Genomic DNA, 24,813 nt, shown 5'->3' on the forward strand with positions numbered 1-24,813 from the left:
ATGTTACTTTTTCCAACGTTGCCCCGGGGGACAATATTACTATTGCCGCCACTTGGGTTCAAACAAAGTTGGTTGATGTAAGCGCTGGCGTTATTAAAGTAGAACAGGCAGATAATGGAACTGTAATAGCTACCCTATATACAGCCAAAGATGTTGATGGAAACTATTATACGTCTTCTGCTTTCAAAACCTCTCTAGATTCAAATAATAATACTATTTTTGTCTGCTTTCTTCCCGGCAGCATGATCCGTACTTCCAAGGGTGATGTGGCGGTAGAAGACCTGCGCTTTGGTGATGAGGTTGTTACCTATAACTGGCAGCACAACACGGAAATGACCCAGCCTGTTATCTGGGCTGGCAAGGCACATGCCACTGTCCGCCCTGAACTGGCGGATGATGAGGCCGGATACCCTGTCCGTATCATCAAAAATGCCATAGCAGATGGTGTGCCATACAAGGATATGCTGATTACCGCTGAACATTGCCTGTTCTTTGATGGCAAGTTTGTGCCCGTGCGTATGCTGGTAAATGGCACCTCCATTTTCTATGACAAGTCCATCACCTCTTACGATTACTATCATGTAGAAACGGCACAGCATTCCGTTATTACCGCTGATGGTATGCTGACAGAAAGCTATCTGGATACAGGCAACCGCTCTGCCTTCCAGCAGGCAGGCAAGGTTGTGCGTATAGGTGGCAGCGTTAAAAGCTGGGCGGAAGATGCAGGCGCGCCTCTTTGCGTTGATCGCGCTTTTGTTGAACCCCTGTTCCATAATCTGGCAGAACGCTCAAACACTGTTGCAGATGCCCACGTTCCTGCAGAACCGGTTGCAACAACCAGCAATCCTGATCTGCACCTTGTTACAGAAACAGGCGCAACCATTCGCCCAATACGGCATGATGGCCAGCAATACAGCTTTATGCTGCCATCTGGCACAAAATCCTTACGCATTGTTTCTCGCGCCAGCCGCCCATCCGATATGATCGGCCCGTTTGTGGATGATCGCCGTTATATGGGCGTTGCGGTTGCTGATGTGCTTTTGCACTGCGCCAGACAGTCTTACAACATCACAACGCACCTTCAGGCTGAAAAGCCTCAGGGCTGGCATGAGACTGACTGGACAGACTGTGCCTGGACAAACGGTAATGCCGTGCTGCCTTTGGATGGCTCTCTGCTACAGGGGAAAATGGGCATTCTTACCCTCACCATCCGTGCTGCTGGCCCTTACCTGATCAACACACAGCCAACAGCAGAAAAGCAGGCGCGCTCTGCTTAATCTCTTAAACAGCTAAACAGTTTGAACAGGCCCTCTCCGCAAAGAGAGGGCCTGTTTTTATATATCTACAGTGTATAAAACGCTTTTATAGAAATATCATAACACATTCAGGCACCTTACTGCACATGCGGTACTTCGGCTGAATGTTCTTTTACTATCTCTAGCGCTTCGGCCATTCCCGGAATTTCCACACTGCCTGCGCATACTTCTTCAAGCGCATCACGCAGGTTTTTCAAACTTTGCGGGGGCAGACCACTTACGGCAAGCTTTAAAACGTCTTTCAGCCCTTCAACCTGCATGTAAAGCTTTTGCGGGTCCAGTTCTGTGCCAACCAGCATACGGGCTTCATCTTCTGTCATCTTGAACTTATCCTGTTGTGTCTTTTTTCTGCTGTATCATGAACGCAGCTGGCAGCGGTATCAATGCCGGGCCTCTTCCACCCTAAAAGACATACATCAATTTCAGCCCAGACATGTCTATGTTAGGTGTAAGTTGTCTCTGAAAATTGTGTTGCCTCTTTCTGGCAGAACACGCCAGACCAGATAAGTGTTGTCAGTGTATAGGAATGAAAATTTATATATAGATTTTCGGAATATTTCTTATTGATAACGTAAAAAGTGTGGAAGATAAAGATGCCTGCCAATATTAACACCCCGCCGCCGCCAACACATAAACCCACAACTTCAATCCAGACACCCTATATTATTGCATGGTTTTTGTGCCTGGTTTTTTATCTTCTACAATACTCAACCCGCTCTGCCCCCAGCGTGATGGTGAGCGAGCTTGTTTCCGCCTTTGGGCTAACTGTCAGGTTGTGAGACGTCATTGGGATGATGTAGCGTGGGCGATACCGCGTTATGCTTCGTTGTTTTCTTCCGTTTGCAGGGAGACCGAATGATGCTTCAGATCCACCCACAGGCACGCACGACACCGGCTGTCCGGGCTGAGATAGCTCGTTCGTCAGAACCGACATCCGTGCTCGCCAGACGCTACGGGATCAGCGATGAAACAGTCCGCAAGTGGCGCAGGCGTGGTTCGGACGCCTGTCAGGACCGCAGCAGCCGTCCCTGGAGGCTGGCCTGGAAAGCCTCGGAGGAGGAGCGCGCCATTGTCTGTCAGCTTCGGCGTTCTACCGGTTTTGGTCTGGATGATCTGACCTTTGTCTTACGGCATTTCCTGCCGCATCTGAACCGGGACAATATCTGGCGGATACTGAAAGACGCCGGATTGAACAGGCTGCCTCCTGTTCCAAAGGCCGGACCAGTTCGGGGACAGGGAAAGTTCCGCGATTACGATCCCGGTTATGTCCATATCGATGTGAAACATCTGCCAAAATTACAGACAGCAGATGGGGACCGGCGGAAACGTTTTCTGTATGTCGCCATCGATCGCTGTTCCCGTTCAGTGCACCTGGCTGTTTATGACGCGGAAAATGCGGATAATTCCGTTGATTTCCTCAATGCCGTCAAATCGGCCTTTCCTTTCCGGATCACCCATATCCTGACCGATCGTGGCTCCTGCTTTACAGCGGACGCCTTCGAAAAAGCCTGTCATGACATGGGAATCGACCGACGCCGGACCAAGGCTTACTCCCCTCAGACCAATGGAATGGTGGAACGCTTCAATGGCCGTGTCGCTACAGAAGTACTGCAGGTCTGTGTCTCAAACCATGAAGATCTGGAAATTCTGCTCAGAGGCTTCTGTTTCGCCTACAATCATCGCCCGCAGCGTGTTCTGGGCGGCATCGCTCCCGCCCAATGCATCATCTCATGGCTTGAAAAACATCCCGCGTCACGTAATCAAGACTATATCAAACCGGCTGGTCGTGACATCATGAAACAGGTCGACGAAATCCTTGATTACGCCAATGACGTCTCACAACCTGACAGCTAACTACGGTGGGTTTGGGGTCCTTACTCGGGCTGTATTATTACACCTATTCTTTCTGCTCCATTATTTCTGGCGCTGCGGTGGACCGGTGGGGGGCCAAATATACCATCTCGTTTGGGGCGCTGGTGCTGGCCATTGGCACCTGCCTGTTTGGCTGGGGGGAAGAATGGATGGCAAGCCTTGGCCGCCTTATGCAGGGTGCGGGCTCGGCTTTTGCGTTTGTGGGCGCGGTTTATCTGGCGGCGCGGGGTTTTCCTAAAAAGTATTTGGCCACGGCTGTGGGGGCCACACAGTGCGCGGGCATGCTGGGTGGCGCCATGGGGCAATCTACCGTGGCATGGCTGATACATGGTGTCATCAACTGGCATTTTTACTGGATTGATACCGGGCTGCTTATTGCCCTGATAGCCGTTTTTCTGTTTGTCATGACCCCGCAGGAAAAAAAGGCAGACACCGCGCATGTGGCCCCGGCTTCTGGCTCCATGTTTGCGCCATATAAAAGCGTGCTCACCAACCCGCAGTCTTATCTGTGCGGCCTGTGTGCTGGGCTGCTGTTTTTACCCACCACCGTGGGCAGCATGACATGGGGCATTACGTTTTTAACCCAAAGCTGGCACGTTGGTTACCATGAGGCCGTGATGCGCGCCGCCATGGTGCCAGTGGGCTGGATGTTTGGCTGCCCTGCCCTTGGTTATTTAACAGACAAGATCGGGCGCAGAAAACCCGTGTTGCTGGGCGGCATTATTGTTATGGCGCTTACGGTTGCAGCCATTATCTACCTGCCGGGCAATACCTTTCCGCCTTATGTGCTGGCTTTGCTGCTGGGCTTTTCTTCCGGTGCGGCCATGATCCCTTACACCATCATCAAGGAAGTGAATGCCGATGATGTAAAGGGCAGCGCCACAGGGGCCATTAACTTTTTGGTGTTTGTTATGAGCGCCATTGTCTCTCCGCTTTTTGCCGCATTCCTGCAACATCTGGGGCATGGGCGACCACTTAACGGGGCAGACTTTACAGAGGGCTTTAGCTTTGGGCTGGCCGGTATTGTGCTGGCAGGCGTGCTGACCTTTCTGCTGCGTGAAACCGGGCAGAAACGCTAAAGCCCTCCACCCCTGTTAGGAAAATATTTTTAATGCGGCTGAGATGCCTTTTTTATCATATATCTAAGGTCTTGAATGCTTAACCACGGACGCTTTGCATGAATCATACGGTGGCAGTTTGCACACAAAAGCGCGAGATCACTTAGCCGCGTTGTGCGTTCTTCTGGCAAATCAGAAAGAGGCTTGGTGTGATGGCATTCTATAAAACCCGCGCCTCTTTCACCGTAGCGTTTTTGAAAATCAAAGCCACAAGCTTCGCATACCAATTGCCCCGAATTTTCCAAAACGGCTTTCTTTTTCTGTGCAATAAGTTTTTTAGAACGCTCACGCCGCACATGCAGGTGGGTAAGTAACTGCCCTTCTACGGCTTCTGCTTCTATTTCTTGTTCTGGGGCAAGGGCTTCCTCTGCTTCCTGAGGGTTTTGAATAATATCACAAATCGCTTGGGCTGTTTTTTTCAGATCATCCGGTTGGTTTGCAAATTCTTCCCACACCTCTTTTTCTAACTTATTGCCTGCTTTCAATCCTTTTAAGTCAGCATATTTTGGATCATGAACACGAAAGTTCATTAACTTCATTGCCACGCCATTTGTATTACGTAGTGTGGCGCCCAAAACATACGCTACATCTTTCCCTCGGCCTCTTCCTCATCCCCACAAGGATCACACATGATAAATGCTCCCTCCCCCACGCCTGAACAGAACTGGACAGAGGAAGACCCCATAGACGCAGAAATTGATGCCCGTGTGGCGCAAGTTAACCAGGATGCCGGGTTGCCGCCAGAAAGACCCGCGCGCTTTGGGCCTATGGTAACTGTTGCACTGCCTATGGTTATTGCGGGCATCTTGCTGGTTATGGGTATGTGGATGTTTGTTTACCCGCTGTTTTTTGGTTAATGCGGCAACGGCCCTTATTTACGCCGCAGGCCAACAACCTTACGCAATGGGGCTGTGAGTTTCCATGATGAGGAAGCCCGCATGATCTCCACATCCCGCCGGGCCTGCTGCACTTCCTGCGCCAGATGTTCTTCCCGCAAGCTGCCATAAAACTGCGGGCCCTGCTTTTTAACACCCTCCAACGTAGAACCCGCGCAAATCACCTTTTTGGTTTCAGGGCTTAGTTCCGTGCAAAAGGGTTGCTGCATCATATCCGGGATGGCGGAAGATAAAAAGTCATCCACCCGCATATTGCCAAACTGGGCTTTGGCATCATCTGGCAGGCCGTTTTTCCAGTCCTCCATCATCCAGCGCAGGGCATGAATGGGGTGGAAGTGGTTTTCTACAATGCAGTACTGGATATCACACCATTTTTCAAAAAGGCTGATATTTCCTTCAGGCGTGGCGTTAAAGTAGTGTGAGGGATAGCCGTGCACAGGCTGCAAGAACGGATAATCTATGCGCACAATGCCGCCGGGTTTCAGCACACGGCAGATTTCGGCCGCAACCTCCCACGGGCGCTTGGTGTGTTCTAGCGTTGCGGCACACAGCACAAAATCAAACTGGGCATCGGCAAAAGGCAGGTTTTCGCCCACACACACCACATCGGTGCTCAGGGCGGGAAACACATCCACATTCACCATCTGCTCGGTTACGGTATCACGCAGCCCGGCCCCTACATCCAGAAACATCCAATCCGGGTGTTCTTTTTGCAGGCCCGCAATATAGCCGCCGTAATTATGGGCCGAAATGGGCGGAAAAGGCGGAATATGAAACTCCTGCCTTATGGCGTCTGTCATGTAATTGGCGGGCTGGCCATAGGTGCGTGGTGTTACGGGGTTCCGGCGGAAGGCAATACGCTCCAGCTTGCGTTCACGCATGGCGGTCACCAGATCCTGATTGGCAGCCTGCATCCGCCCTTCATGCTGGCCATACTGGGCATAATGCTGGGGGGCAGAAAGCCCACACGCGGCCACATCCGGGTTGGCCTGCCAGTAGGCCAGATCATCCGCTGGGGTTTTAAAAACCGGTGTTCTGATAACTGGCACTTCGTTATAGGAACCGTCTTGCATCCGCTCTACCTTGCATACTGTGCGCGCCAAAGTTCCGCCCTATTGCCTGAACCCAAGCCCCACCCCTATACTTGGCACACCCTTGCCAAACGCTAAAGCCCCCCGCCATGTCTGTGCCTCTTTCTGCTTTTCCTTGTATCTTTCAGGCTGCTGGAGGCCGGGGGTTAATTGAAACCTCATCCCGCATTGGGGGCAGCTTCGCCTTTGGGGGCACCCTGCCCGATGGCACCCACAGCCTGCTGACAGACTGGCACACAGATACCCCCCCCATATACCGCTACAGCTTTGGCCCCGCAGTGTTTGACCCCGCATTGGCCCTGTTTGCGTGGGAAGGCCACCCTTTGCATGATACGGTTTATACCCAAGGGCCAGATGCGCTCAAACGCTGGCACGCAGCCCCCGCCAGCACACCGGTGGAGCAACACCATTGCACCGCATGGGCCGGGTTTGACCACTGGAACACCAATTACTATCACTGGGTAGCACACACGGTTCCGGCACTTTACTATTTTCTAAAACATGCCGGGCAGAACGATGTGTTTTTGCTGCCACCCCTTACCGCGTGGCAGGAGCAGTTTGTAACCCTTGCCGGGCTGGCGCCTGAGCGGCGGCTGATCACACAGCCCGGCACGCGCTACGCCTTCCCCCGCGTGGTGTATACAGATTTTGTGCGCGGCAAAACGGATTTTACGGCATCTGCAACATCACTTGCAGCCTATGCCGCGTTGCGTCAGGCCGCCAGCACCACGCCCAAACGCGGGCGCTACCTGTTTTTGGAACGCGGTGAGGCCACAAACCGCCGCATGCCAAACGAGGCCGAGTTGGCAGAGGCCCTAACCACACTGGGCTTTGCCCGCGTGCGCCCAGAACGCCTGCCCGTGGCCCAACAGATAGACCTGTTTGCACAGGCCGATATGGTGGTGGGCTTTTTGGGCGCGGGCCTTGCCAATGTGGCATGGTGCCAGCCCGGCACGCTGGTGTACGAACTGGTGCCCAGCCACCACCTTAACCCGTGTTTTCTGGCCATGTGTATTCAGGGCGGTTTGCAGTATTGGGCAGACAAGGTGGAAACCGGCGTTGCGCATGAAGACCACTACACACCCGCCAGCCTGCCCCTGCCGGTAGATCAGATTGTTGGCCACGCGCACACGTTGCTGCAATGGCGCAAAGGGCAGATGGGCTGAAGATAGCTGTCTATATTTTTGTATATATAATCAAGAAGATTCCGTTTCTGTTCCGAAAGTGTTAGGGTGGTTTTTCATACGTAACAAACCACCAGCAGGAGCTCCCCCTTATGCCAACCCTTGTGATAAACGGCCAGCCGCACAGCGTGGACGTTGATGCCGACACGCCGTTGCTCTGGGTGTTGCGCGATATTCTGGGCTTGAATGCCGCCAAATTTGGCTGTGGCATTGCCCAGTGCGGGGCCTGCACCGTGTATGTAGATGGCAAGGCCGTGCGTGCGTGCAACCTGCCCGTTGGGCTGGTGGGAAAGCGCGCCATTACCACGCCAGAAGGGCTGGATATGGCAGACCCGGTTGTGCGGGCTATCAAATCTGCGTGGGTGGCGCTGGATGTGGTGCAGTGCGGATACTGCCAGCCGGGGCAGATTATGGCCGCCGTGGCCCTGCTGCGCACCACCCCCAACCCCACGGATGAACAGATAGACAGCGCCATGTCTGGCAATATGTGCCGCTGTGGCACGTATATGCGTATTCGCGCAGCCATTCACCACGCAGCGGGAGAACTGGCATGAGCACACATTCCCCCTCATCCACCGCGCAGCTAAAAACCGGCCGCAGGCGCGTGCTGCAAGCGGGCGGTGCATTGTTGCTGGCAACGCTGTGGCCCACACCGCGTGGGCGGGCAGCGCAGGCCACACAGGCAGGCACCGGCGTGCTGGTAGAAGGTGTTGCCACCCCCTTTGCACCCAATGCGTTTATTCGTATTGCCGCAGATAATACCATTACCCTCATTTTACCAAATATCGAGATGGGGCAAGGTATTTACACATCATCCGTGATGCTGATGGTGGAAGAACTGGGGATAGACCCGTTTGCCGTGCAGATAGAAGCAGCACCCCCCGGTGGCGGGGCGGAAATTACCGGTGGTTCTACCTCTGTCATGACAGAATGGTTGCCGTTGCGCCAGGCTGGTGCGGCAGCGCGCACCATGCTGGTGCAGGCCGCGGCCTCACGCTGGGGCGTTGCGCCAGAAAGCTGCACAACCGCCAACGGGGCCGTAGTGCATGCGCCCTCTGGCCGCACCGTGCCGTTTGGCGATGTAGCAGAAGCTGCCGCCAAGCTGCCCGTGCCCAAAGAGCCAAAATTAAAAGATGCTGCCAATTACACGCTGGTTGGCCGCAAGCACCATCGGCTGGATAGCCAGATCAAGGTGGATGGCACCGCCCGCTTTGGCATGGATGTGCAGGTGCCGGGCATGAAAATTGGCACCGTGGCCGCCTGCCCCGTGCAGGGTGGCACTGTGCGCAGCATGAACCGCAACGCCGCCTTGGCCGTAAATGGCGTGCACGCTGTGCTGGTAACGGATAATAAAGATACCGTATGCGTGGTGGCAGAGCATTACTGGGCCGCACGCAAGGGCCTGAAAGCCCTGCATATTCAATGGGATTTTGGAAAAAACGCCGCCATTACCACCCAGACCATTTATGATGATCTGCACGCAGGGCTAAACGGCCCGGCCATTGTGGCCAACGCCAAGGCAGATGCACCGGGTGTGATTGGCAAAGCCGGTACAACCTATACAGCCACCTATCAACAACCCTTGTTGGCCCATTCCCCCATGGAGCCCATAAACTGCACCGCCCATGTGCGGCAAGATGGGTGTGATGTATGGGTGGGCACACAGGTGGCCGAACGCGCGCGAGATACCGCAGCCGAAATAACCGGCCTGCCCGCCAGCAAAATTACGGTGCACAGCCAGTATATTGGCGGCGGTTTTGGCCGCAGGCTGGAGCATGAATACGTCACCCAGTGCGTGCAGTTTGCAAAACAGGTGCCCTACCCGCTGAAAATTGTCTGGAGCCGGGAAGAAGATATCACGAAGGACAGATATCGCCCGGCCTATGTTGATAAGCTCACCGCCGCGCTGGATGACAAAGGGTATATCACCGCGCTGCAACATCGCATTGTCGGCCCGGCCGTGGTGGCACGGTGGGACCCGCCAGAACTGACAAAGGATGGGTATGATGAAGACCTCTCCCTTGCCACGGTGGTCACACCCTACACCTACCCCGCGTATCGGCTGGAGTTTGCCCGGCGCGAGGCCCCCGGCATCACCACCGCATGGTGGCGTGGCGTGGGTGGCACGCGTGGCCTGTTTGTGGTGGAAGGGTTTATAGATGAACTGGCCGCCCGCGCGGGAGCAGACCCGGTAGCCTATCGGCGCGCCATGGTGCAAAACAACCCACGCGCGCTGGCGGTGCTGGAACGTGCCGCAGCAGATGCAGGCTGGGGCACACCCGTGCCCAAAGGCCGCGCGCGCGGTGTGGCCTTGCAGTTTGCATTTGGATCCTACATGGCCAGCATTGCAGAAATTGAAATGCCCAGCCCGGATGAGGTGATTATCCACCGCGTAACCGCAGCCGTGGATTGCGGGCAGGTTATCAACCCGGACCAAGTGATTGCGCAAATAGAGGGCGGGCTGATTTTTGGTTTTTCCGCCGCCCTGTATAACGAGATCACGCTGGAAAACGGGCGTGTGCAGCAGCAAAACTTTAATACATGGCGCGTAATGCGCATGAACGAGGCCCCACGCCGCATTGATGTGGTGGTGATGCCCAGCAAGGAAGACCCCGGCGGTATTGGTGAGGTTGGCACCGCCGCCGCAGCCCCGCTGCTGGCCAACGCCATGGCGGCGGCACAGGGGCGGCGTTACCGCAGCCTGCCTCTGCTTTCTGCCCGCAACACGGAAGGGAAAGAATAAGACCATGACACACGCTTTTTCTTTCCCACCCGCAAAACGTGTTTCCTTTTCTGGCAAAGTCACCTTAGCGGCCCTGCTGCTGGCAACCTTAGGCATGCCCACACACGCAGCCCACGCCAATGCGGCGGAAGACGGCACACCCGGCAACACACCGGTAGAACGCGGCCAGTACCTCACCCGTGCATCGGATTGCGAGGTCTGCCACACCGCACCCGGCGGCATGCCCTATGTAGGCGGGCGGGCGTTTAAGTTGCCGGGCATGGGGGTGGTGTATTCCACCAACATTACAGCGGATAAGCAGCACGGCGTTGGCGCATGGAGCGATGAGGAGTTTGTTGCCGCCGTAAAGCAGGGTGTTTCCCCCGGTGGCAAGCACCTTTACCCCGCCATGCCCTACCCTGCGTATTCCCGCCTGAGTGATCAGGATGTGCGCGATATTCGGGCCTATCTGGCCACATTGCCCACATCTGCCAGCGCGGCGCCAGAAAACAAGCTGCGTTTTCCTTTTTCCATACGCAGTTTGATGATTTTCTGGAACATCGTAAACGGCCCGGCTTCTGCCTACCCGGATGATACCACCAAATCCGACCAGTGGAACCGTGGCCGCTGGCTTGTAGAAGGCCCCGGCCATTGCGCAGATTGCCACAGCCCGCGCACGCTCACCTTTGGGCTTTCAACCAGCAAGGCGTTTGGCGGCAATATGCTGAACGGCTGGCGCATCTATAACATTTCGTCCGATACCAAAACCGGTATTGGCGGCTGGACAAATGCCGAACTGGCGCAATATCTTTCCACCGGCCATGCAGATGGCCACGGCACGGCATCTGGCGATATGGCGGATGTTATTGGCCACAGCCTGCGCTACCTTACGCCGGCAGATATTCAGGCTATGGTAACGTATCTGCGCAGCACAAAACCTGTGAGCACACCGCAGGATTCCGTAACCTTCCGCAACATAGCCAGCGGAGATGCCAGCCTGCCACAAAACAGCCGGGGCGCGCGGCTTTATGCATCGGCCTGTGCGGGCTGCCATCTGCCCGATGGTACAGGGCGGCAAAGCAGCTTTGCCAGCATTGCGGGTGGGCGCTCATTAGGTGCAGATAATGGCCGTAATCTGATACAGGTTTTGGTAAATGGCACGGGCCTGCAAACCGCAACGGGCGTGCAGATTATGCCGCACTTTACAGGTGGTGGCCTCAGCAACCGTGATCTGGCCGATATTGCCGCGTTTGTAATGACACACTTTACCACAGCCCAACCGCATGATCTGGAAAAACAGGTTGAGCAGATTAAAAAAGAGCAGGATTAATCTTTCCTGAAAACACAAAAAAACCGTGCCGGGTGCGTTCTGCTCCGGCACGGTTTTTTGTATCTGCCACGCTTAAAGTATGTTGCGTGGCAGGGTTTGGATATTACGCGTTCAGGTAAATGGTTTTGGTGCGCACATAGGCTTCCAGCCCGTGCTGGCCATCCTCACCCCCCAATCCACTTTCACGGTATCCGTGGTGGAAGCCCTGCGGTTCTTCACCCGATCCACGGTTGACGTAAATTTCCCCAAAGTCCAGTTCCCGGCCCATACGCAGGATGCGGGAAAGATCGTTAGTGAACAGATAGGCAGAAAGCCCATAGCGGCTATCATTGGCGCGGGTTAGGGCCTCATCAAAGTCTTTCACCTTGATAAGGGAGAGCACGGGGCCAAATACCTCGTCCTGCACAATGTCCATATCCGGGGTAATGTCTGTTAGCAATGTGGGGGCATAGAAGGTGCCTTTATCAAAGGCGCCACCCGTTAGGCGTTTGCCACCCAGTTCCAGCTTTGCCCCCTGTGATATGGCTTTTTGCACAATGCCATCCACTTTTTCCAACTCGGTTTCGTTCACCTTGGGGCCCATATCTGTGGCATCATCCATCGGGTCACCCACCTTCAGGCTGGCAATGCGATCTTTCAGCGCCGTGGTAAAGCGGTCATACACATCTTCATGCACGTAGGTGCGCTCATTGGCTGTGCACACCTGCCCGCCGTTGAAGAAGCGTGCCGTAACGGCGGCTTCCACCGCTGCGGGAATATCTGCATCTTCCATGACAATAAAAGGTGCTTTACCGCCCAGCTCCAGCCGCACTTCCTTAAGATGTTCGGCTGCGGCGGCCATGATTTTCTTACCCGCAGGGGTAGAGCCTGTCATGGTAATCAGCGGAGTGTCTTTATGTGCCACCAGTGGCACGCCCACACCCTGGCCGCTGCCTGTAACCACATTCACCACACCGGCGGGAATACCGGCTTCCTGCACCAGTTCGGCCAGTGCCAGGCCAGAAAGCGGTGTGCCATCAGCCGGTTTGAGAACAATGGTGTTGCCCGCAGCCAGTGCCGGTGCAATTTTACGCGCACACAAAGCCAGCGGGAAGTTCCAAGCAGCAATGGCCCCCACCACACCGTGCGGCACGCGGTCGATCAGGATTTTTTCACCTTCACGCTCACCGGGAATAATTTCCCCCTGAAGCCTGCGGGCATTTTCTGCAGCAAAGCGCAGCAGGCCAGCGGCAAAATCTACCTCGGCACGGGCTTCCTTAATGGGTTTGCCCATTTCTGATGTAATAATGGTGGCCAGACGTTCCTTGTCCCGCTCTACAAGGTTTTTAAGCGCGTAAAGATAATCGGCCCGCTGGCTGGCGGGTTTGCTGCTCCAGCCCTTAAAGGCAGCTTTTGCGGCAGCCACGGCTTTATCTACATCCTGCGGGTTGCCTTCTGCGGCTTGGCCAACTTCTTCCCCCGTAGCGGGGCTTTTAATGGGTGTGTAATTGCCAGATGTGGGTTTTACCCATTCATTATTGATGAACAGATCCTGCTGTTTAACATCAGCCATGAGATGTTCTCCTTTTTTCTGAAATTCTGTTTACAGTATGACGCGCATATGCGTTCATTAAAAGTAATGATATATCAGTAAACCATTTACAAAAAGTGAACGGTTTTAGTCTGCTTCTGCTGGGCAAATGGTGTTTATGAACCTGCGCAGCAAAGGTTTTGCACCATTGCGCCGCCATACACAGTACACCTGGGCGGGCCGTAGCCCCTGCACATTGAGAACACGCACATCATCCGGCGCTTTATGCGCAAAAATGCTTTTGGGAAAACAGGAAATACCAATACCATCGCGCACGCAGGCCCGAATGACATCGTAAGATTCCACTGTTTGAATAGCACGGGGGACAAACCCCTGCTCTGCCATCCAGCGTTCAAACGCGCTGCGGTAAAAGCAATCTGTATGGAACAAAAGCACCGTGGTGCTGGGCCAATGAATATCCTGCAAACTGCGGATATTCTGCGGGGCCACCAGCACCAGTTCTTCTGTAAAAACAAAGCGGCTTTCAAGAAGTGGATGCACAATGGGGCCATCTGTTATGGCCAGATCCAGTTCCTGATCATCCAGCATATGTTCCAGCGTATAACTGGCGCGGCGCAGCAGGCATATTTCTACATCTGGGTGGGCGGCCATAAAGGCGGGCATATATTGGGGCAAAAAATGCGCCAAAGCTACATCCAGCGCCCCTATACGCAAAATGCCACGCGGCACATCGGGCTGAAAAAAGCTTGCAAGGCTATGGGCTTTTTCTACAACCTCTTTTGCCTCATGGTAAAAAAGGCGGCCTTCTGGCGTGGCAATAAGACGCCCTTTTTCACGCGCAAACAGATCTTGCCCCAAAAGCTGTTCCAGCTCTTTTAGGCGCGCCGTAATGTTGGATGCCACGCAGTGCATGCGGCGCGAGGCCGCAACCACCGAGCCCTCCTCCATCACGGCGCAGAAAATCTGCAACTGCGCCAGACGGAGTGCTTCCATGATAAATCAGAACTCTTCGTATGTTGCGGGGTCCTGCCCGTGGCTGCGGCCATCTGGGCGGGCAAGGGTTGCCATGTCCTTCATGTCCTGCTCTGTCAGGGAGAAATCAAAGATATCCATATTGGAAATCTGATGCTCCTTGCTGGCAGCTTTAGGAATAGGCACGCAGCCAAGCTGATGGTGCCAGCGCAGGATAACCTGCACGGTGGATTTGTTAAGCCGCTGGGCAATTTTTTGAATCAGCGGATCCTGCAGCAGCTTGTTGGCACGCCCAAGGGGGCTCCATGACTGCGTAAGGATGTTCAGCTTTTTGTGCAGCGCCCGCATCTCATCCTGCGGGAAGTAGGGGGAAAGCTCAATCTGGTTGATAGATGGCAGAACACCTGTTTCTTTCTGCAATTTTTCCAGATGTTCGGGCAGGAAGTTACATACGGCAATAGAGCGCACATAGCCACGTTTCTTGGCTTCAATAAGCGCCTGCCATGCCTCTACGTACTTGCCAACCTTGGGGTTGGGCCAGTGGATGTAATACAGATCGTAATAATCCAGCTGCGCGCGGTAGAGGGATTCCTCAATGGTTGTCAGCGCCTCGTTATAATCATGGTGGCGGCCCGGCAGTTTGGAGGCAATGCGCAGGTCCTCCCGCTTTTTGCCGCTTTTGCGCACGGCATGGCCTACAGCACCTTCGTTTTCATAATTAAAGGCGCTATCCAGTGCGTGGTACCCTACATCCAATGCGCTGACCATTGCTTCCATGCCAGCTATACCGTTGAGCTTGTAGGTGCCAAAGGTGATAACGGGAAAAGTAAGACCATCGTGCAGTGTGATATCGGGAATACCCAAAACGTGCTCTCCTGAATCTGGCGTTAAACGGTAACATGCTGGTTTTGCGTATAAAACCATGCCACATGCTATCCCCAACGCCTACCCGGCGCAGAGGTTGCACTGGGCTGCATTCATGCCAGCTTTGCGCAGAGCGAACACGATTTAGGGCACAGGCGGCAAACCCAAAAGATTTTCCCTTAGAGCACGAAAGATTTTTTCATAAACCGTGAGATCTTCGGTTTCCGGCAATGTCAGATTCAACGTGATAGCAGGCATATCCGGGCGTATTGTATTCTGCCCTGCAATTGGCACCCCTATAAGGGCGGCCTGTGGTGTGGTGTCCTTGGTATCCGGCGCGGAATCTTCTGCCTGCAGGCCGAAGATTTGCCCATGATCTTGGGCGGCAGGCTCTGGCTGATCTGGGCTTTTGGCGGGTGCGGCTGCAAGCTTGTCTTTGTCCTGCACAAGTAATCCGCTTTCCAGCAGAATATCTATCAGGCACCGCGCACCTGTTTGTGTATGCGCATGTTTTTTATGCACCGAAACATCAAGAATATGCGCAGATAAATCCTTTTCGCTCATGCCGCGTTGCAGATGTTCCGTGGCCATAAGCGCCATAAGGGCGGCATTGCTGGCAACAGCCTCTCGCCAATATGCCTGTGCATCGGCCCCCATGGCGTATTCCAGCGCATGCCCCAGCTTTTGGCCCAAGGGGGTAACTGTTTTGTCTGCCGCACCTGCAATAATACCGATATCCATCAGAAACTTATTGTTTCTGCTAATGGCGGCAGAGCCCATTTTGGTAAGGCGCGCAAGTATATCCAAGGTAGGGTTATCGGGCACATGGCTGTACGCGATAATAATCTTCTCCAAGCCTTCAAGAGAGATTTTGGGGAGATGAAAGGAGTCGGTCATGGTGGCACTCCTGCTCTTTTCCAGAACTTAATTTAAATCTGGCAAGTTATGAGCAGAAGAGTCAACAAAAACTATTTGCGATTATTTATAATACGGTTGCCAAATATTTTACAAATACACACCCAACATCACGCGCGGTTGCGGCGCGTGTGCTGCATGTAGGTTTGCACGGTGCTGAACCCGCTTTCCCACGCGTTCAGCAGGCTTTCCAGATGCTCGCGGTTGTTCACCAACCCACGGGCAATAAGCGTGCCTTGCTGATCGAACAAAAACGCGGCAGGCAGTTTATCTACCTGCAAGGCACGGCCCAGCGCCGGATCATTAATAAACGCGGCAGCAGGTGTGTTGGTTTGCTGGGCAAAATGCTGCTGAATGGTTGGGGCATCATCCCCCGCCAGCACCAGTTCCAGATTTTCACGCCCGCAGAAGTTGCGCGCAATGGGAATAACCTTGCGAGAGATCGGGCATGTTGCAGAAACAAACAGCACCAGCCGTGGCTTGGCACCCCCTGCCAGCGCCAGCACGCCCCCCGCCAATGTGTGAAAAGGCTGTGGCGGGCAGGCATCTCCCGGTTGCGGGCCGCGAGAGCTGGTAAGCGCACCCACCGGTGCAATTTCCTGAAACAGGCGGCGGATACGGCGCAGCATCAGGCCCATAACAATGCAGGCCGCAAGCAGCACAACAGTAAGGGCAGCATTGGCGTATATCAGGTTCTGCACGGGCTGGTCCTTTATGTTGTGCCGGTGGTGGAGTGGCGTAGCGGGTTTTTAAAATGCCCAGATGGCATCACAGCTGAACCAGAACATGTTGTTCATGCCGTTATTGGCATAGTTCACGTTTGGATCATCCGTGGGGGAAACACGGTTAAAGGGTTTTGTGCCGTTAAGGGATTTATCAAGCCGCACTTCCGGGCGGATGGAAAAAGACCCCTTGGGCAGTTTAAGAAAACCGGGGCGATACGTAACACCCACCGTAAGTTCCCCATAGGTGGTGCCGGGTGCGTAATCATACGGATAGTTCTGGCCACGCAGTTCATTCACGTAAGACATGGGGGATGTGTTGTTGCCCACCACGCCGCCATTGTTATCGCGGAAGATTTCACCACGCGCGTTAAACGTCAGCTCATCGCTGAAATCATGCGCGAAATAGGCGGTTACACCGTACACATCATCACGCAGGTAATCATCATGGAAGTAGGTGGCGTTCAGGGTGACGGTGGTTTTATCGTTAATTTTGTAGGAGGCCAGAAGGTCTCCGATATATTCCATATCGTGGTTGGCTTCACGCCCAATGGCGTACACGCTCTGCTGCGGGCCAAAATAGCCAATGGCGGCAACATCCAGCTTGCCACCTGCAAGTTCTGTAAACTGGAAGCCAAAATACCCCTTGGGGCGGCTGTTGTTTTTGGCGTGGCCAAAGGTGGTGGAGTTACCGGCGTTTACACCCATTACAAGGGCTGCGTGGTCTGTCATGTGCCATGTGGCCAGAACACCCACGGTTTCAAACGGCACAATGTAATCGGATGAATAGTTGTAGGAATAAAAAGGCCGTTCCAGCGCATCTGTGCCTTCAAAACCCTGAATACCATATTGCTGGCCAATTTGCAGGTCTATCCCGCCTTTGGTCAGCCACGGCAGGTGGGCATCAATATGCGCCTGAGTGGGCGTCCACTGGTACATGCCTGTCAGGTTGCCATCACCCATACCAATGGTGGGGTTAAAGCGGGCATCGGAGCCGTAAAGAACCTCAAACACAAAACCCAGGCCGTAGCCATCGCCCAGCTCTGTTACCGGGTGGGAGAGCGTGCCGGTAATCTGGTTTAGTGTGGCGGTGTTGGCCCTATCTACGTAAGACTGCGCCCAGTTGCGGCCTGTTTTGGTCCATGGGTTACCGTTTACACCGGCTTCCACCACAATATGGCCTTCAACATCATCAAACCATGAGTGGCTGGAAGGGCTTTTCAGGTTCACCTCATCCTGCTTGGCCTGCTTTTTTTCTGCTGCTGTTTCTTCCACTGCCAAAGGGCGCTCGGCATCATCGGGGGTGGTTTTTTCCTGCGCAAATGCAGGCAGCGCTGCCAGTTGCAGGGCAAAACACATACCGGCGGACAAACGGTGGCGCAAACGCATGCTCCCTGATACTCCCATTATCCACAAACAACCGCGGCAGGGGGCGGGTTTGCTTCTGTTTTACAATTAGTGTGGCACCAAAGCCGTGATCTAGCCGAGAGCAGCCCTGCAGAACAGGGCTTGCCGTGTTACTTTACTGTTGCAGCCGCGCCATTGTTGCTGCGATGACACGCTGCTAAAGAACGCTCCAGCACATGGGCGCGGTTGGCCATAAAATCTGGCATGGAAAGCGGATGCTTCCGCCATTCATGCACTTCTGCCGCCGTATAGGGCTTAAAGCCCGGCGGCGTGCTTTTGCCGCCCAGATCAATCAGCACAAAGTTCATGACATCGGCTAACTGCTGATCATCCCGAATGAGGGACATGGAAACACCCGGCACCTGCACCAGATATTTCCGCCCTTCATCCGTGCAGGCAAAGCTGCCTACGCTATCACGCAGCATAGGCACAAAGGTTGGGCCAGATACGCCTGCAATACCGTGGCACCCCCCGCAGTGTGAAAGATAGGCAACCTGCGTGGGGTTTAAACTTGTGGCCCCCGGCACGGCATCTGCCGCGCGTGCCACCCCGCCTGCCAGAACCAGTGTTGCACACGCTGCAACAGCAGGCACGGCAAGGCGGAAAACAGCACGCAACATAATCAGGAAGCTTTCCCGATCACCGCAGCTGTGGAGCAGTTGTACATTTCAGACGTGCCCGTGCCAAAGCACCAGATGATGTCATTATTGGCCATGGGGCGGTAGGAAGGCTGATCTCCATCCGTGTTCAGGCAGGTCACTTCGTTACAGGAATCCTGACCACAGCAATCACGATACGCAATCATGTAGGAGTTGCCATCCTGCGGGTTGTAGCAGCTGCCAATCCATGATGTGGGAGAAGGCGCCGTGCCCGGCGGGCAGCTATGTACGCCACCACCACAGGTGGAGCACAAATTGCCATCAATGGCGCAATACCGCCAGTAATCGCACGCGTTGGCATCTTTGGCCTGCGCCTTGGAGCCAAACGGCGTTGTGGCCTTGGCCACAGCCTTGGCTGCGGAGGAAGAAGCCGCATTGGCGCGGCTTACCGGCAGCAGCGGAAACAGCGGCACGGCAGCGGCCACGCCGCCCAGCTTTGCCACCACGCCACGGCGGGAGGTTTTGCCCGCAAAACGGCGGAGCAGAGATTCGGTCAGCCGGTCAAACAGGGTGCCCTGTTCTGCGGAGTTCTTGTTTTCAGACGGCAGCATGAGACATTGCTCCTGTATCGGTCAGACCCTGCGGGGGTGTGGCGGTAATATTGCCAAGCAGCCCTTCGATCTGACGCCGGGTATTCACGAGGTCTTTGGCCAGAATGGTGCCGCGTTCATCAAGCAGTACCATGGCTGGCATACGGTTAATTTGCAGCACAAGGGCCAGCTCCACACCGGTTATGAGGGGAACACCCTGCATTTCCGGGCGGGCAGCCACCATGCTTTTCAGTTCAGGTTCGGGGCCATCGCCCACAAAAATAAGGTCCAGCCCACGTTCGGCAGCCACCTGCCGTGCAATGGGGATAACGCGCTTACACACCGGGCATTCCGCCGCCACAAACAGCAAAAGCTGCTTGGCGCCTGCGGGCAGGGTATCCCCCACCACAAAAGGCTGGCCCTGTAGCGTATGCAAAACCAGACGCGGCACAATCTGCCCCACATCCAGCCCCGGCTTGGCTTCCTGATTCCCCAGCGGTGCAAGGCGTTCGTGCAGCACACCAATCTGGCGGGCCAAGGCTACCAGCATAACGGCAAGCCCAAGGGCCAGAACGGTAAGCAGCCCCTGCCAGATGTATAGAAACAGCATCATGCTTCCTGCCCTCCGCCAGATCCGGGTACGCGTTCTGGCGGCAGTGCCACCAGCGCCAGCCACACCAGATACAGCGCCACACCCGCCATAACGCCCTGCCCCCATACAAAGGCAGAAACGCCAGATGCAAAGCATGGGGCCAGCGCCAGCGGCACGCACAGCACGGTGCGGGCTACCAGCTTCCATGACAGGGTTTCAGACACCAAACCGGGTGTGCACCCGCAAGACAGGCTGGTGCGCCCACGGGCCACGTTTATGCCCATGGCCAGCGCAAACACCACCAGCATGGCCGCAGCAGCCAAACCGCCAAGCCCGGCGGCAAAGCCGGAAAACAGCGCCAGACCAGCCAGAACCTCTGCCCCGGCCAAGCCCCACGCCACACCTTCGTATGACCATGAGGGCAAAAGCCGGTAAGAGGCCAGCGTGCCTAAAAACGCATCATGCCCACGCAGTTTGGAAACACCGGCCACCAAAAACATGGTGCCAATGCCCCCTGCGCACAGGGCGGCCAGCGGGGCTGTTTCAGCCAGCAGGCTCATCCTTCACCCGGCGCAACCGTAAAGATAAGGGAGGAACCAAGGGCCTTCATGGTGCGCAGGGGCTTGCCCGTAAGCGCATCAGACACAAAGAAATCACCGTTATCTTCATTGGCGGTGAACATCAGCGGATGTTCATCCTGCGTGACACCCACAAGGTTGCTGGCCACTTTAAGCGGATAGCGGCGGATGCGCTTGTGGGTTTGCGTATCATACACCCACACTTCCGTGCCGTTATCTTTATGTGTCCAGAACGTGCCTTTGTGCATCAGCACGTACATCTGATGAGATGCCTTGTGCAGGGCGGCAATCTGCCAGCCACCGGGGCGCCATGTTACTTCAAACGGCTTGGAAGAATCAGGCGCTGCCTTCAGCCCCGCACCTTCCTGCAAGGACCACGGTTTTTCTACCGTGCTGTTTTCCCCCATTTTTGTGGGGTACACCATGCCGCTATAGCTGATGAAGTAAGCCGTGCCATCTGCCGCAACAGTGGGGCTTTGTTCAAAAATGCCATCCTTGTCGGGTTCAAAGAACGGGGCTGTGTGCGTCATGCCCACTTTGCCGTCTGCACCAAGGCTGACATTGGCCAGCGTGCCATCTGCACACAGGGAGGAGAAGCCGGAATTGCCCCACGGATACACCAGCGCGCAACCGGGAATTTCTACCGTCTGCGTCACTTTGTGGGCGGTGTTGTCCACCACTTCCACCGCGTTGCTGGGGCTCATCTGATACACGTAGGCGCGTGAGCCATCGGCATTCAGCGCGAAGTCGTTCTTTTTAGGCGTGACCAGCGCGCGGGCGGGCAGTTTTTCATCGGATGTGATCTTGAGCGTGCTGGCATCATATTCGGCCAGCAGATCGTTCCGTGCGCCACGGTTGCCGCGTTCCCACGTGGTTTCTGCCACGTAAATGCGCTTGGCATCGGGCGTAAGCGCCATGTTGGCGTTATAGGCGGCCTGCACCATGCCCAGCAGTTTGCCGGAATCGGCATCCACTACATAAACGCGGCCATCCTTGTTGTGGGTGTAAACCGCATCTTCCACCAAAATGGTGTGGGGGGAATAAGGAGGCAGGGTAATAACGTCACTCTGCTCGGTCTGTAATACGGGTTCCGCTGCCTTGGCGGCGGTTCCTCCCATGGTCAGAATGGCTGCACTGCCCAGAAGGGCACACAGCAGGGAGGGGCGGACTTTTTGAAGAGACATGCGAACTGTTTCTCTCGATACCGGAATGTTTCGGTATCATAGCGTTTCTCATTTCGTCCGCAAGACAAAACATGCGCCCTGATATGCATTTTTATGCTGTTATGACATCTATATTTTCTTGAATATCAAATTGTTACATCTGATCGCGCGTTTGTGAACTTTTGTTTGACCTTTTATATAAAACAGACTCCGAGCCACATAGGCGTTGCCGTAACCAGCGCGCAGCCGCCCCTTGCGGGCGTTTGTGATGCCACACCACAGCAAGGGGTACGGGCCTGTCTCCGGCATCAAACGCCAGGGGCGGTGTTACAATATCTGGCGCTGCGGGAGAGGCCTCCAGAATATGGTCTGAAATAAAAGACCAGCCGATATTGTGCTTCACCAACTCCAGAATCACCCAGTGGCTTTCCACCCACCAAACCTCACCCGCCACGCGCAGGTGTTGGCGCTCGCGCTCCTGCCCGCGGGCGGCCACCATAATCTGCCGATACCGTTTAAGGTCTTCCCACGCTACGGGGCCACATTGGGCCAAGGGGTGGCTGCGCCCACATACCAATTTAAGCGGCACCCGCCCGATGGTGCGGAACGCCAGATCTGGCGGCATACGTGTTTGCTGCCACATCACCCCCAGATGCGCGGCCCCTTCCTGCACAAGCTGGCCTACATCCTCCATCAGCGGAAAAAGGATTTCCATTTCCACGTAGGGGAAGTGTTCTGCAAACTCGGCAAAAACCGGGCCAAGGGCGTGTTCGGGGTATAGTTCATCTATGGCCACAACCAGCCGGTTTTCAACCTGATCTTCCAAAGATCGGGCCACGCCTATCAGATGTTCGCGCCGGTCCAGCACCACGCGGGCCTCACGCAGCAGGCGTTCACCTTCTGGTGTCAATACAGGTGTGCGCCCGGTGCGCAGGAACAGCTCCAGCCCCAAATCTACTTCCAGATTGGCCACATGGGTGCTGATGGCAGACTGCGCACGCCCCAAACGGCGGGCTGCTGCGGAAAATGATCCTGCATCCGCTGTGGCAACAAAGGCTTCAAGCTGTTCGAGCGAGACATTCATCCATCTGTTTTCCTGATGGTTCTTATCTTTTCTTTGGCGAGGGTGGCGATAGATTGCGCCGCATGTCAACGCAAACATTCAGTTCCGTCCAAGCCGCTTCGGCCCCTTCTGCCATGGCAGATCATCAGACCGCACAAAATGCCCCGGCTGTGGGTACGCGCGGCACGGCAGACCGTGTGCGCCACGTGCTACTGTTTGAGCTTATCGCGCTGGCCATTGTTATACCCGGTGGCAGCACGCTGTTCGGGCTGCACGAATCCTCCATGGGGGTTATTGGCATTGGCAGCGCCATAACCGCTACAATATGGAACTACATTTATAATGTGGTGTTCGACCGCATAATGGCGCGGCTTTATGCCACCACGCACAAAACAGTGGGCATACGCATTGTGCACACAGTGCTGTTTGAAGCCGGATTGCAGATTGTGCTGCTGCCCGCCATTGCATGGTACCTGCATGAAAGTGTGCTGACGGCGTTTTCACTCAGCATGTCCATTGCCGTGTTTTATCTGGCTTATGCGTTTGTGTTTAACATGGCGTATGACCGGATATTCCCTATTCCGGCGGACCACCCCGCAACGGGCAAGGCCAACGGGTAAGCCAGCCCAGCCCAGCCAAAAAAAGACCCCCTACCCTGCATGGCAGAGATAGGGGGCAAGACTTATGCAGAAGAACTAAGTATTTTACGGCTGCTGCGCTGCCAGCCGATCTTTTCTGACATAAATGAACTGATCATCCGGCATCTGCGTGTAGTCTTTTTCCAGCACCTGTAAAAAACAGGGCATAAACTTTTCTGCCGGATACGCACCCCAGACAACCCAGTGATCATAATAGATAACCGGAGGTTCATCCTTTGGCAGATCCACACAAATATCGCGCGTATATCCATGCCACGGATGGGCCGCATAATCGGCCTCCCACGGCAGGTAGGCGTGATATTTCTTCATGGAAAGGCGATTGGCGTAAATATAAACATCGGGATTATACGGCAAAACAAGCACACGCTCATCCGGTGCAGCATATTTACGAATAAGAGTTGCAAAGCCCACGGTGGGGTTTTCCCTAAAGCGGTGCCAGCCTACCGCATGCCTTTGCGCCGCGGTTTGCCCAAATGGAGATGAAACCGCATGGCGCGCGCCAACAACCGTTAATGCCACACAGGCAACGGCCACAAAAACCAGCACCTTAGGTTTGGATGCCAACACACCGGCCAGAAGCAAAGCCCCAAGGCCCAGAGCCGCCATAAGGAATGAGCCATTCTGGAACCCGACACTGCCACGCGCCTGCAGGCTCAGTATACCAAGTAGGATAAACAGCGCCGCCACCCTATGCCGCCCGTATAACAGCAGCAACGCGCCCCCCACAGCCAGCATGCACACAGCTATTGTTTGAACAAGACGATCTGGAGCCAAAGAAAAACGTAAACTTTGCCAGAACTGGTTTACGTCCATTGGAATATAATGCGCATACCACTGCTGATTGGCGATAAAATGAAACGCAACCATGCCGCCAATATCACCATATACCAGCAGCCAGAGCAGCATGATGCCAACGGCAGCCACACCACCTAGCATCATCCCCACAAAGGGCACCTGATATTGCCGAGGGGCAGAAAGAAACACGCACAAGACAGCCAGCCCCAGCCCAGCAGAAAACAGGCTGAACGGATAAGCGGCAAAAGGTAGCAACCCCAAGGCAGCCCCGCCCATAAAAGCCTGCATGCGTGAAACAGGAACAGCACATACAAGCGGCACCGCCAGCATGGCCAACGCAATAACAGCCAGCGCCCCGCCTATTGTCCAGTAATCATCCAGATTAAGGCCCTGCACCACCCATACGCTGCCCACCATACCCAACCACAGGGCGGTGGCCAGATAACGCTGCCATGCCAACCGAAACAGCGGAGAAAAAAAGACCGCAGCCCCAGCCGCCGCCGCACATGCGGTGGAAACCAGACGCATTAACCAGACCTGAGACCACCCCACAACATGGCCAACCAGCCACGAAAGCGTAAAAACCAGTGGGCCGTGGGCATCTATGTATTCACGGTAAAGTCTATCTCCACGATGCAGAGCAATGGCCCCTAAAAAATGGCCAGATTCATCACCAAATGGAAGATAACCAAGACCTTCCATGTTTCTGTAAATAAAAAAGAACGTGCACAGCAGGAAGAGAACATACGACGTTCTTGTTATATTTTTATCCACGCATCCTCGCTTTTTAAATAAAGGCTTTTTTAAGATGCGTTCCTTATATTTTTAATATGA

The 24,813-nt window shown here is 54.8% G+C and carries 24 protein-coding genes and 1 pseudogene; 9 read left to right on the forward strand and 16 right to left on the reverse strand.

The features are described from left to right. Window positions 1-2: 2 nt before the first annotated feature. Window positions 3-1,277: pseudogene (locus QQM41_RS03695) on the forward strand (Hint domain-containing protein); the annotation flags it as partial. 116 nt (window positions 1,278-1,393) lie between these two features. Here QQM41_RS03695 and QQM41_RS03700 read toward each other — a convergent pair. Further along, window positions 1,394-1,636, reverse strand: a complete 243-nt coding sequence (locus QQM41_RS03700) for a hypothetical protein (RefSeq protein ID WP_339077746.1) — start codon at window positions 1,634-1,636, stop codon at window positions 1,394-1,396. A gap of 538 nt (window positions 1,637-2,174) precedes the next feature. Between QQM41_RS03700 and QQM41_RS03705 the strand changes: the two genes are divergently transcribed. Further along, window positions 2,175-3,170 (forward strand): IS481 family transposase, encoded by a 996-nt coding sequence (locus QQM41_RS03705; RefSeq protein ID WP_035366691.1) that lies wholly within the window; start codon window positions 2,175-2,177, stop codon window positions 3,168-3,170. Between the two features lie 5 nt (window positions 3,171-3,175). Next, on the forward strand, window positions 3,176-4,267 hold the full coding sequence (locus QQM41_RS03710; protein WP_339077747.1) for an MFS transporter: 1,092 nt from the start codon (window positions 3,176-3,178) through the stop codon (window positions 4,265-4,267). Between the two features lie 29 nt (window positions 4,268-4,296). Here QQM41_RS03710 and QQM41_RS03715 read toward each other — a convergent pair whose 3' ends face one another. Then, window positions 4,297-4,845 (reverse strand): HNH endonuclease, encoded by a 549-nt coding sequence (locus tag QQM41_RS03715; RefSeq protein ID WP_339077748.1) that lies wholly within the window; start codon window positions 4,843-4,845, stop codon window positions 4,297-4,299. 90 nt (window positions 4,846-4,935) lie between these two features. Between QQM41_RS03715 and QQM41_RS03720 the strand changes: the two genes are divergently transcribed. Continuing rightward, window positions 4,936-5,163 (forward strand): hypothetical protein, encoded by a 228-nt coding sequence (locus QQM41_RS03720; protein ID WP_339077749.1) that lies wholly within the window; start codon window positions 4,936-4,938, stop codon window positions 5,161-5,163. Window positions 5,164-5,177: 14 nt separating this feature from the next. Here QQM41_RS03720 and QQM41_RS03725 read toward each other — a convergent pair whose 3' ends face one another. Continuing rightward, window positions 5,178-6,275, reverse strand: a complete 1,098-nt coding sequence (locus tag QQM41_RS03725; RefSeq protein WP_339078146.1) for a class I SAM-dependent methyltransferase — start codon at window positions 6,273-6,275, stop codon at window positions 5,178-5,180. Window positions 6,276-6,382: 107 nt separating this feature from the next. On the opposite strand from QQM41_RS03725, the gene QQM41_RS03730 reads away from it, so the two are divergent. The 4 genes from QQM41_RS03730 (at window position 6,383) to QQM41_RS03745 (ending at window position 11,529) form a co-directional block, all read left to right on the forward strand. After that, window positions 6,383-7,459: a glycosyltransferase family 61 protein gene (locus QQM41_RS03730; RefSeq protein WP_339077750.1), complete on the forward strand. Its 1,077-nt coding sequence runs from the start codon at window positions 6,383-6,385 to the stop codon at window positions 7,457-7,459. A gap of 110 nt (window positions 7,460-7,569) precedes the next feature. After that, a complete protein-coding gene (locus QQM41_RS03735; protein ID WP_339077751.1) occupies window positions 7,570-8,031 on the forward strand; it encodes a (2Fe-2S)-binding protein in 462 nt (153 codons plus the stop codon). Next, entirely contained in the window at window positions 8,028-10,220 is a 2,193-nt protein-coding gene (locus tag QQM41_RS03740) for a molybdopterin cofactor-binding domain-containing protein (protein ID WP_339077752.1), read from the forward strand. The genes QQM41_RS03735 and QQM41_RS03740 overlap by 4 nt, the downstream gene beginning before the upstream one ends. A 4-nt stretch (window positions 10,221-10,224) precedes the next feature. After that, entirely contained in the window at window positions 10,225-11,529 is a 1,305-nt protein-coding gene (locus QQM41_RS03745; RefSeq protein WP_339077753.1) for a cytochrome c, read from the forward strand. A 103-nt stretch (window positions 11,530-11,632) separates the two neighbouring features. Here the strand turns inward: QQM41_RS03745 and aldA are convergent, their stop codons facing one another. The 12 genes from aldA to QQM41_RS03805 all read right to left on the reverse strand — a co-directional run bounded on the left by aldA (window position 11,633) and on the right by QQM41_RS03805 (window position 22,546). Further along, the gene (gene aldA, locus QQM41_RS03750) at window positions 11,633-13,081 is read right to left on the reverse strand and encodes an aldehyde dehydrogenase (protein ID WP_003625982.1); all 1,449 of its coding nucleotides are present in this window, start codon (window positions 13,079-13,081) and stop codon (window positions 11,633-11,635) included. A gap of 105 nt (window positions 13,082-13,186) precedes the next feature. Next, entirely contained in the window at window positions 13,187-14,053 is an 867-nt protein-coding gene (locus tag QQM41_RS03755; protein ID WP_339077754.1) for a LysR family transcriptional regulator, read from the reverse strand. A gap of 6 nt (window positions 14,054-14,059) precedes the next feature. Beyond that, window positions 14,060-14,956 (reverse strand): aldo/keto reductase, encoded by an 897-nt coding sequence (locus QQM41_RS03760; RefSeq protein WP_339077755.1) that lies wholly within the window; start codon window positions 14,954-14,956, stop codon window positions 14,060-14,062. A gap of 84 nt (window positions 14,957-15,040) precedes the next feature. Next, window positions 15,041-15,793 carry a hypothetical protein gene (locus QQM41_RS03765; protein WP_339077756.1) on the reverse strand — a complete coding sequence of 251 codons (753 nt, stop codon included), beginning with the start codon at window positions 15,791-15,793 and terminating at the stop codon, window positions 15,041-15,043. A 128-nt stretch (window positions 15,794-15,921) separates the two neighbouring features. Next, entirely contained in the window at window positions 15,922-16,512 is a 591-nt protein-coding gene (locus tag QQM41_RS03770) for a methylamine utilization protein MauD (protein WP_012812484.1), read from the reverse strand. Between the two features lie 48 nt (window positions 16,513-16,560). Next, the gene (locus QQM41_RS03775; protein ID WP_196332614.1) at window positions 16,561-17,940 is read right to left on the reverse strand and encodes an outer membrane beta-barrel protein; all 1,380 of its coding nucleotides are present in this window, start codon (window positions 17,938-17,940) and stop codon (window positions 16,561-16,563) included. A gap of 110 nt (window positions 17,941-18,050) precedes the next feature. Beyond that, window positions 18,051-18,560 carry a hypothetical protein gene (locus tag QQM41_RS03780; protein WP_050819231.1) on the reverse strand — a complete coding sequence of 170 codons (510 nt, stop codon included), beginning with the start codon at window positions 18,558-18,560 and terminating at the stop codon, window positions 18,051-18,053. A 2-nt stretch (window positions 18,561-18,562) separates the two neighbouring features. Further along, window positions 18,563-19,150, reverse strand: coding sequence for a methylamine dehydrogenase (amicyanin) small subunit (gene mauA / locus QQM41_RS03785; RefSeq protein ID WP_003625995.1), 588 nt, complete (start codon window positions 19,148-19,150; stop codon window positions 18,563-18,565). Then, window positions 19,137-19,739 carry a redoxin family protein gene (locus QQM41_RS03790; RefSeq protein WP_196332630.1) on the reverse strand — a complete coding sequence of 201 codons (603 nt, stop codon included), beginning with the start codon at window positions 19,737-19,739 and terminating at the stop codon, window positions 19,137-19,139. The genes mauA and QQM41_RS03790 overlap by 14 nt, the downstream gene beginning before the upstream one ends. Continuing rightward, the gene (locus QQM41_RS03795; protein WP_006117006.1) at window positions 19,739-20,281 is read right to left on the reverse strand and encodes a MauE/DoxX family redox-associated membrane protein; all 543 of its coding nucleotides are present in this window, start codon (window positions 20,279-20,281) and stop codon (window positions 19,739-19,741) included. The genes QQM41_RS03790 and QQM41_RS03795 overlap by 1 nt, the downstream gene beginning before the upstream one ends. Beyond that, the gene (locus QQM41_RS03800; RefSeq protein WP_128104922.1) at window positions 20,278-21,483 is read right to left on the reverse strand and encodes an amine dehydrogenase large subunit; all 1,206 of its coding nucleotides are present in this window, start codon (window positions 21,481-21,483) and stop codon (window positions 20,278-20,280) included. The genes QQM41_RS03795 and QQM41_RS03800 overlap by 4 nt, the downstream gene beginning before the upstream one ends. Window positions 21,484-21,616: 133 nt before the next feature. After that, window positions 21,617-22,546: a LysR family transcriptional regulator gene (locus tag QQM41_RS03805; RefSeq protein ID WP_050819228.1), complete on the reverse strand. Its 930-nt coding sequence runs from the start codon at window positions 22,544-22,546 to the stop codon at window positions 21,617-21,619. Between the two features lie 62 nt (window positions 22,547-22,608). On the opposite strand from QQM41_RS03805, the gene QQM41_RS03810 reads away from it, so the two are divergent. Continuing rightward, complete coding sequence (locus tag QQM41_RS03810; RefSeq protein WP_080986746.1) at window positions 22,609-23,145, forward strand: PACE efflux transporter; 537 nt, start codon at window positions 22,609-22,611, stop codon at window positions 23,143-23,145. 84 nt (window positions 23,146-23,229) lie between these two features. Here QQM41_RS03810 and QQM41_RS03815 read toward each other — a convergent pair whose 3' ends face one another. Next, window positions 23,230-24,681: a hypothetical protein gene (locus QQM41_RS03815; RefSeq protein ID WP_339077757.1), complete on the reverse strand. Its 1,452-nt coding sequence runs from the start codon at window positions 24,679-24,681 to the stop codon at window positions 23,230-23,232. Window positions 24,682-24,813 lie beyond the last annotated feature (132 nt).

Source organism: Acetobacter sp. AC2005, assembly GCF_037901235.1.
Lineage (GTDB): Bacteria > Pseudomonadota > Alphaproteobacteria > Acetobacterales > Acetobacteraceae > Acetobacter > Acetobacter oryzoeni.

What these genes read in the sequence shown, in the direction of transcription:
- QQM41_RS03700 (WP_339077746.1), bottom strand. Translation starts at nt 1,636, where the DNA reads ATGACAGAAGATGAAGCCCGTATGCTGGTTGGCACAGAACTGGACCCG.
- QQM41_RS03705 (WP_035366691.1), top strand. Translation starts at nt 2,175, where the DNA reads ATGCTTCAGATCCACCCACAGGCACGCACGACACCGGCTGTCCGGGCT.
- QQM41_RS03715 (WP_339077748.1), bottom strand. Translation starts at nt 4,845, where the DNA reads ATGAAGTTAATGAACTTTCGTGTTCATGATCCAAAATATGCTGACTTA.
- QQM41_RS03720 (WP_339077749.1), top strand. Translation starts at nt 4,936, where the DNA reads ATGATAAATGCTCCCTCCCCCACGCCTGAACAGAACTGGACAGAGGAA.
- QQM41_RS03725 (WP_339078146.1), bottom strand. Translation starts at nt 6,275, where the DNA reads ATGCAAGACGGTTCCTATAACGAAGTGCCAGTTATCAGAACACCGGTT.
- QQM41_RS03730 (WP_339077750.1), top strand. Translation starts at nt 6,383, where the DNA reads ATGTCTGTGCCTCTTTCTGCTTTTCCTTGTATCTTTCAGGCTGCTGGA.
- QQM41_RS03735 (WP_339077751.1), top strand. Translation starts at nt 7,570, where the DNA reads ATGCCAACCCTTGTGATAAACGGCCAGCCGCACAGCGTGGACGTTGAT.
- QQM41_RS03740 (WP_339077752.1), top strand. Translation starts at nt 8,028, where the DNA reads ATGAGCACACATTCCCCCTCATCCACCGCGCAGCTAAAAACCGGCCGC.
- QQM41_RS03745 (WP_339077753.1), top strand. Translation starts at nt 10,225, where the DNA reads ATGACACACGCTTTTTCTTTCCCACCCGCAAAACGTGTTTCCTTTTCT.
- aldA (WP_003625982.1), bottom strand. Translation starts at nt 13,081, where the DNA reads ATGGCTGATGTTAAACAGCAGGATCTGTTCATCAATAATGAATGGGTA.
- QQM41_RS03755 (WP_339077754.1), bottom strand. Translation starts at nt 14,053, where the DNA reads ATGGAAGCACTCCGTCTGGCGCAGTTGCAGATTTTCTGCGCCGTGATG.
- QQM41_RS03760 (WP_339077755.1), bottom strand. Translation starts at nt 14,956, where the DNA reads ATGGTTTTATACGCAAAACCAGCATGTTACCGTTTAACGCCAGATTCA.
- QQM41_RS03765 (WP_339077756.1), bottom strand. Translation starts at nt 15,793, where the DNA reads ATGACCGACTCCTTTCATCTCCCCAAAATCTCTCTTGAAGGCTTGGAG.
- QQM41_RS03775 (WP_196332614.1), bottom strand. Translation starts at nt 17,940, where the DNA reads ATGGGAGTATCAGGGAGCATGCGTTTGCGCCACCGTTTGTCCGCCGGT.
- QQM41_RS03780 (WP_050819231.1), bottom strand. Translation starts at nt 18,560, where the DNA reads ATGTTGCGTGCTGTTTTCCGCCTTGCCGTGCCTGCTGTTGCAGCGTGT.
- mauA (WP_003625995.1), bottom strand. Translation starts at nt 19,150, where the DNA reads ATGCTGCCGTCTGAAAACAAGAACTCCGCAGAACAGGGCACCCTGTTT.
- QQM41_RS03790 (WP_196332630.1), bottom strand. Translation starts at nt 19,739, where the DNA reads ATGCTGTTTCTATACATCTGGCAGGGGCTGCTTACCGTTCTGGCCCTT.
- QQM41_RS03795 (WP_006117006.1), bottom strand. Translation starts at nt 20,281, where the DNA reads ATGAGCCTGCTGGCTGAAACAGCCCCGCTGGCCGCCCTGTGCGCAGGG.
- QQM41_RS03800 (WP_128104922.1), bottom strand. Translation starts at nt 21,483, where the DNA reads ATGTCTCTTCAAAAAGTCCGCCCCTCCCTGCTGTGTGCCCTTCTGGGC.
- QQM41_RS03805 (WP_050819228.1), bottom strand. Translation starts at nt 22,546, where the DNA reads ATGAATGTCTCGCTCGAACAGCTTGAAGCCTTTGTTGCCACAGCGGAT.
- QQM41_RS03810 (WP_080986746.1), top strand. Translation starts at nt 22,609, where the DNA reads ATGTCAACGCAAACATTCAGTTCCGTCCAAGCCGCTTCGGCCCCTTCT.
- QQM41_RS03815 (WP_339077757.1), bottom strand. Translation starts at nt 24,681, where the DNA reads ATGGAAGGTCTTGGTTATCTTCCATTTGGTGATGAATCTGGCCATTTT.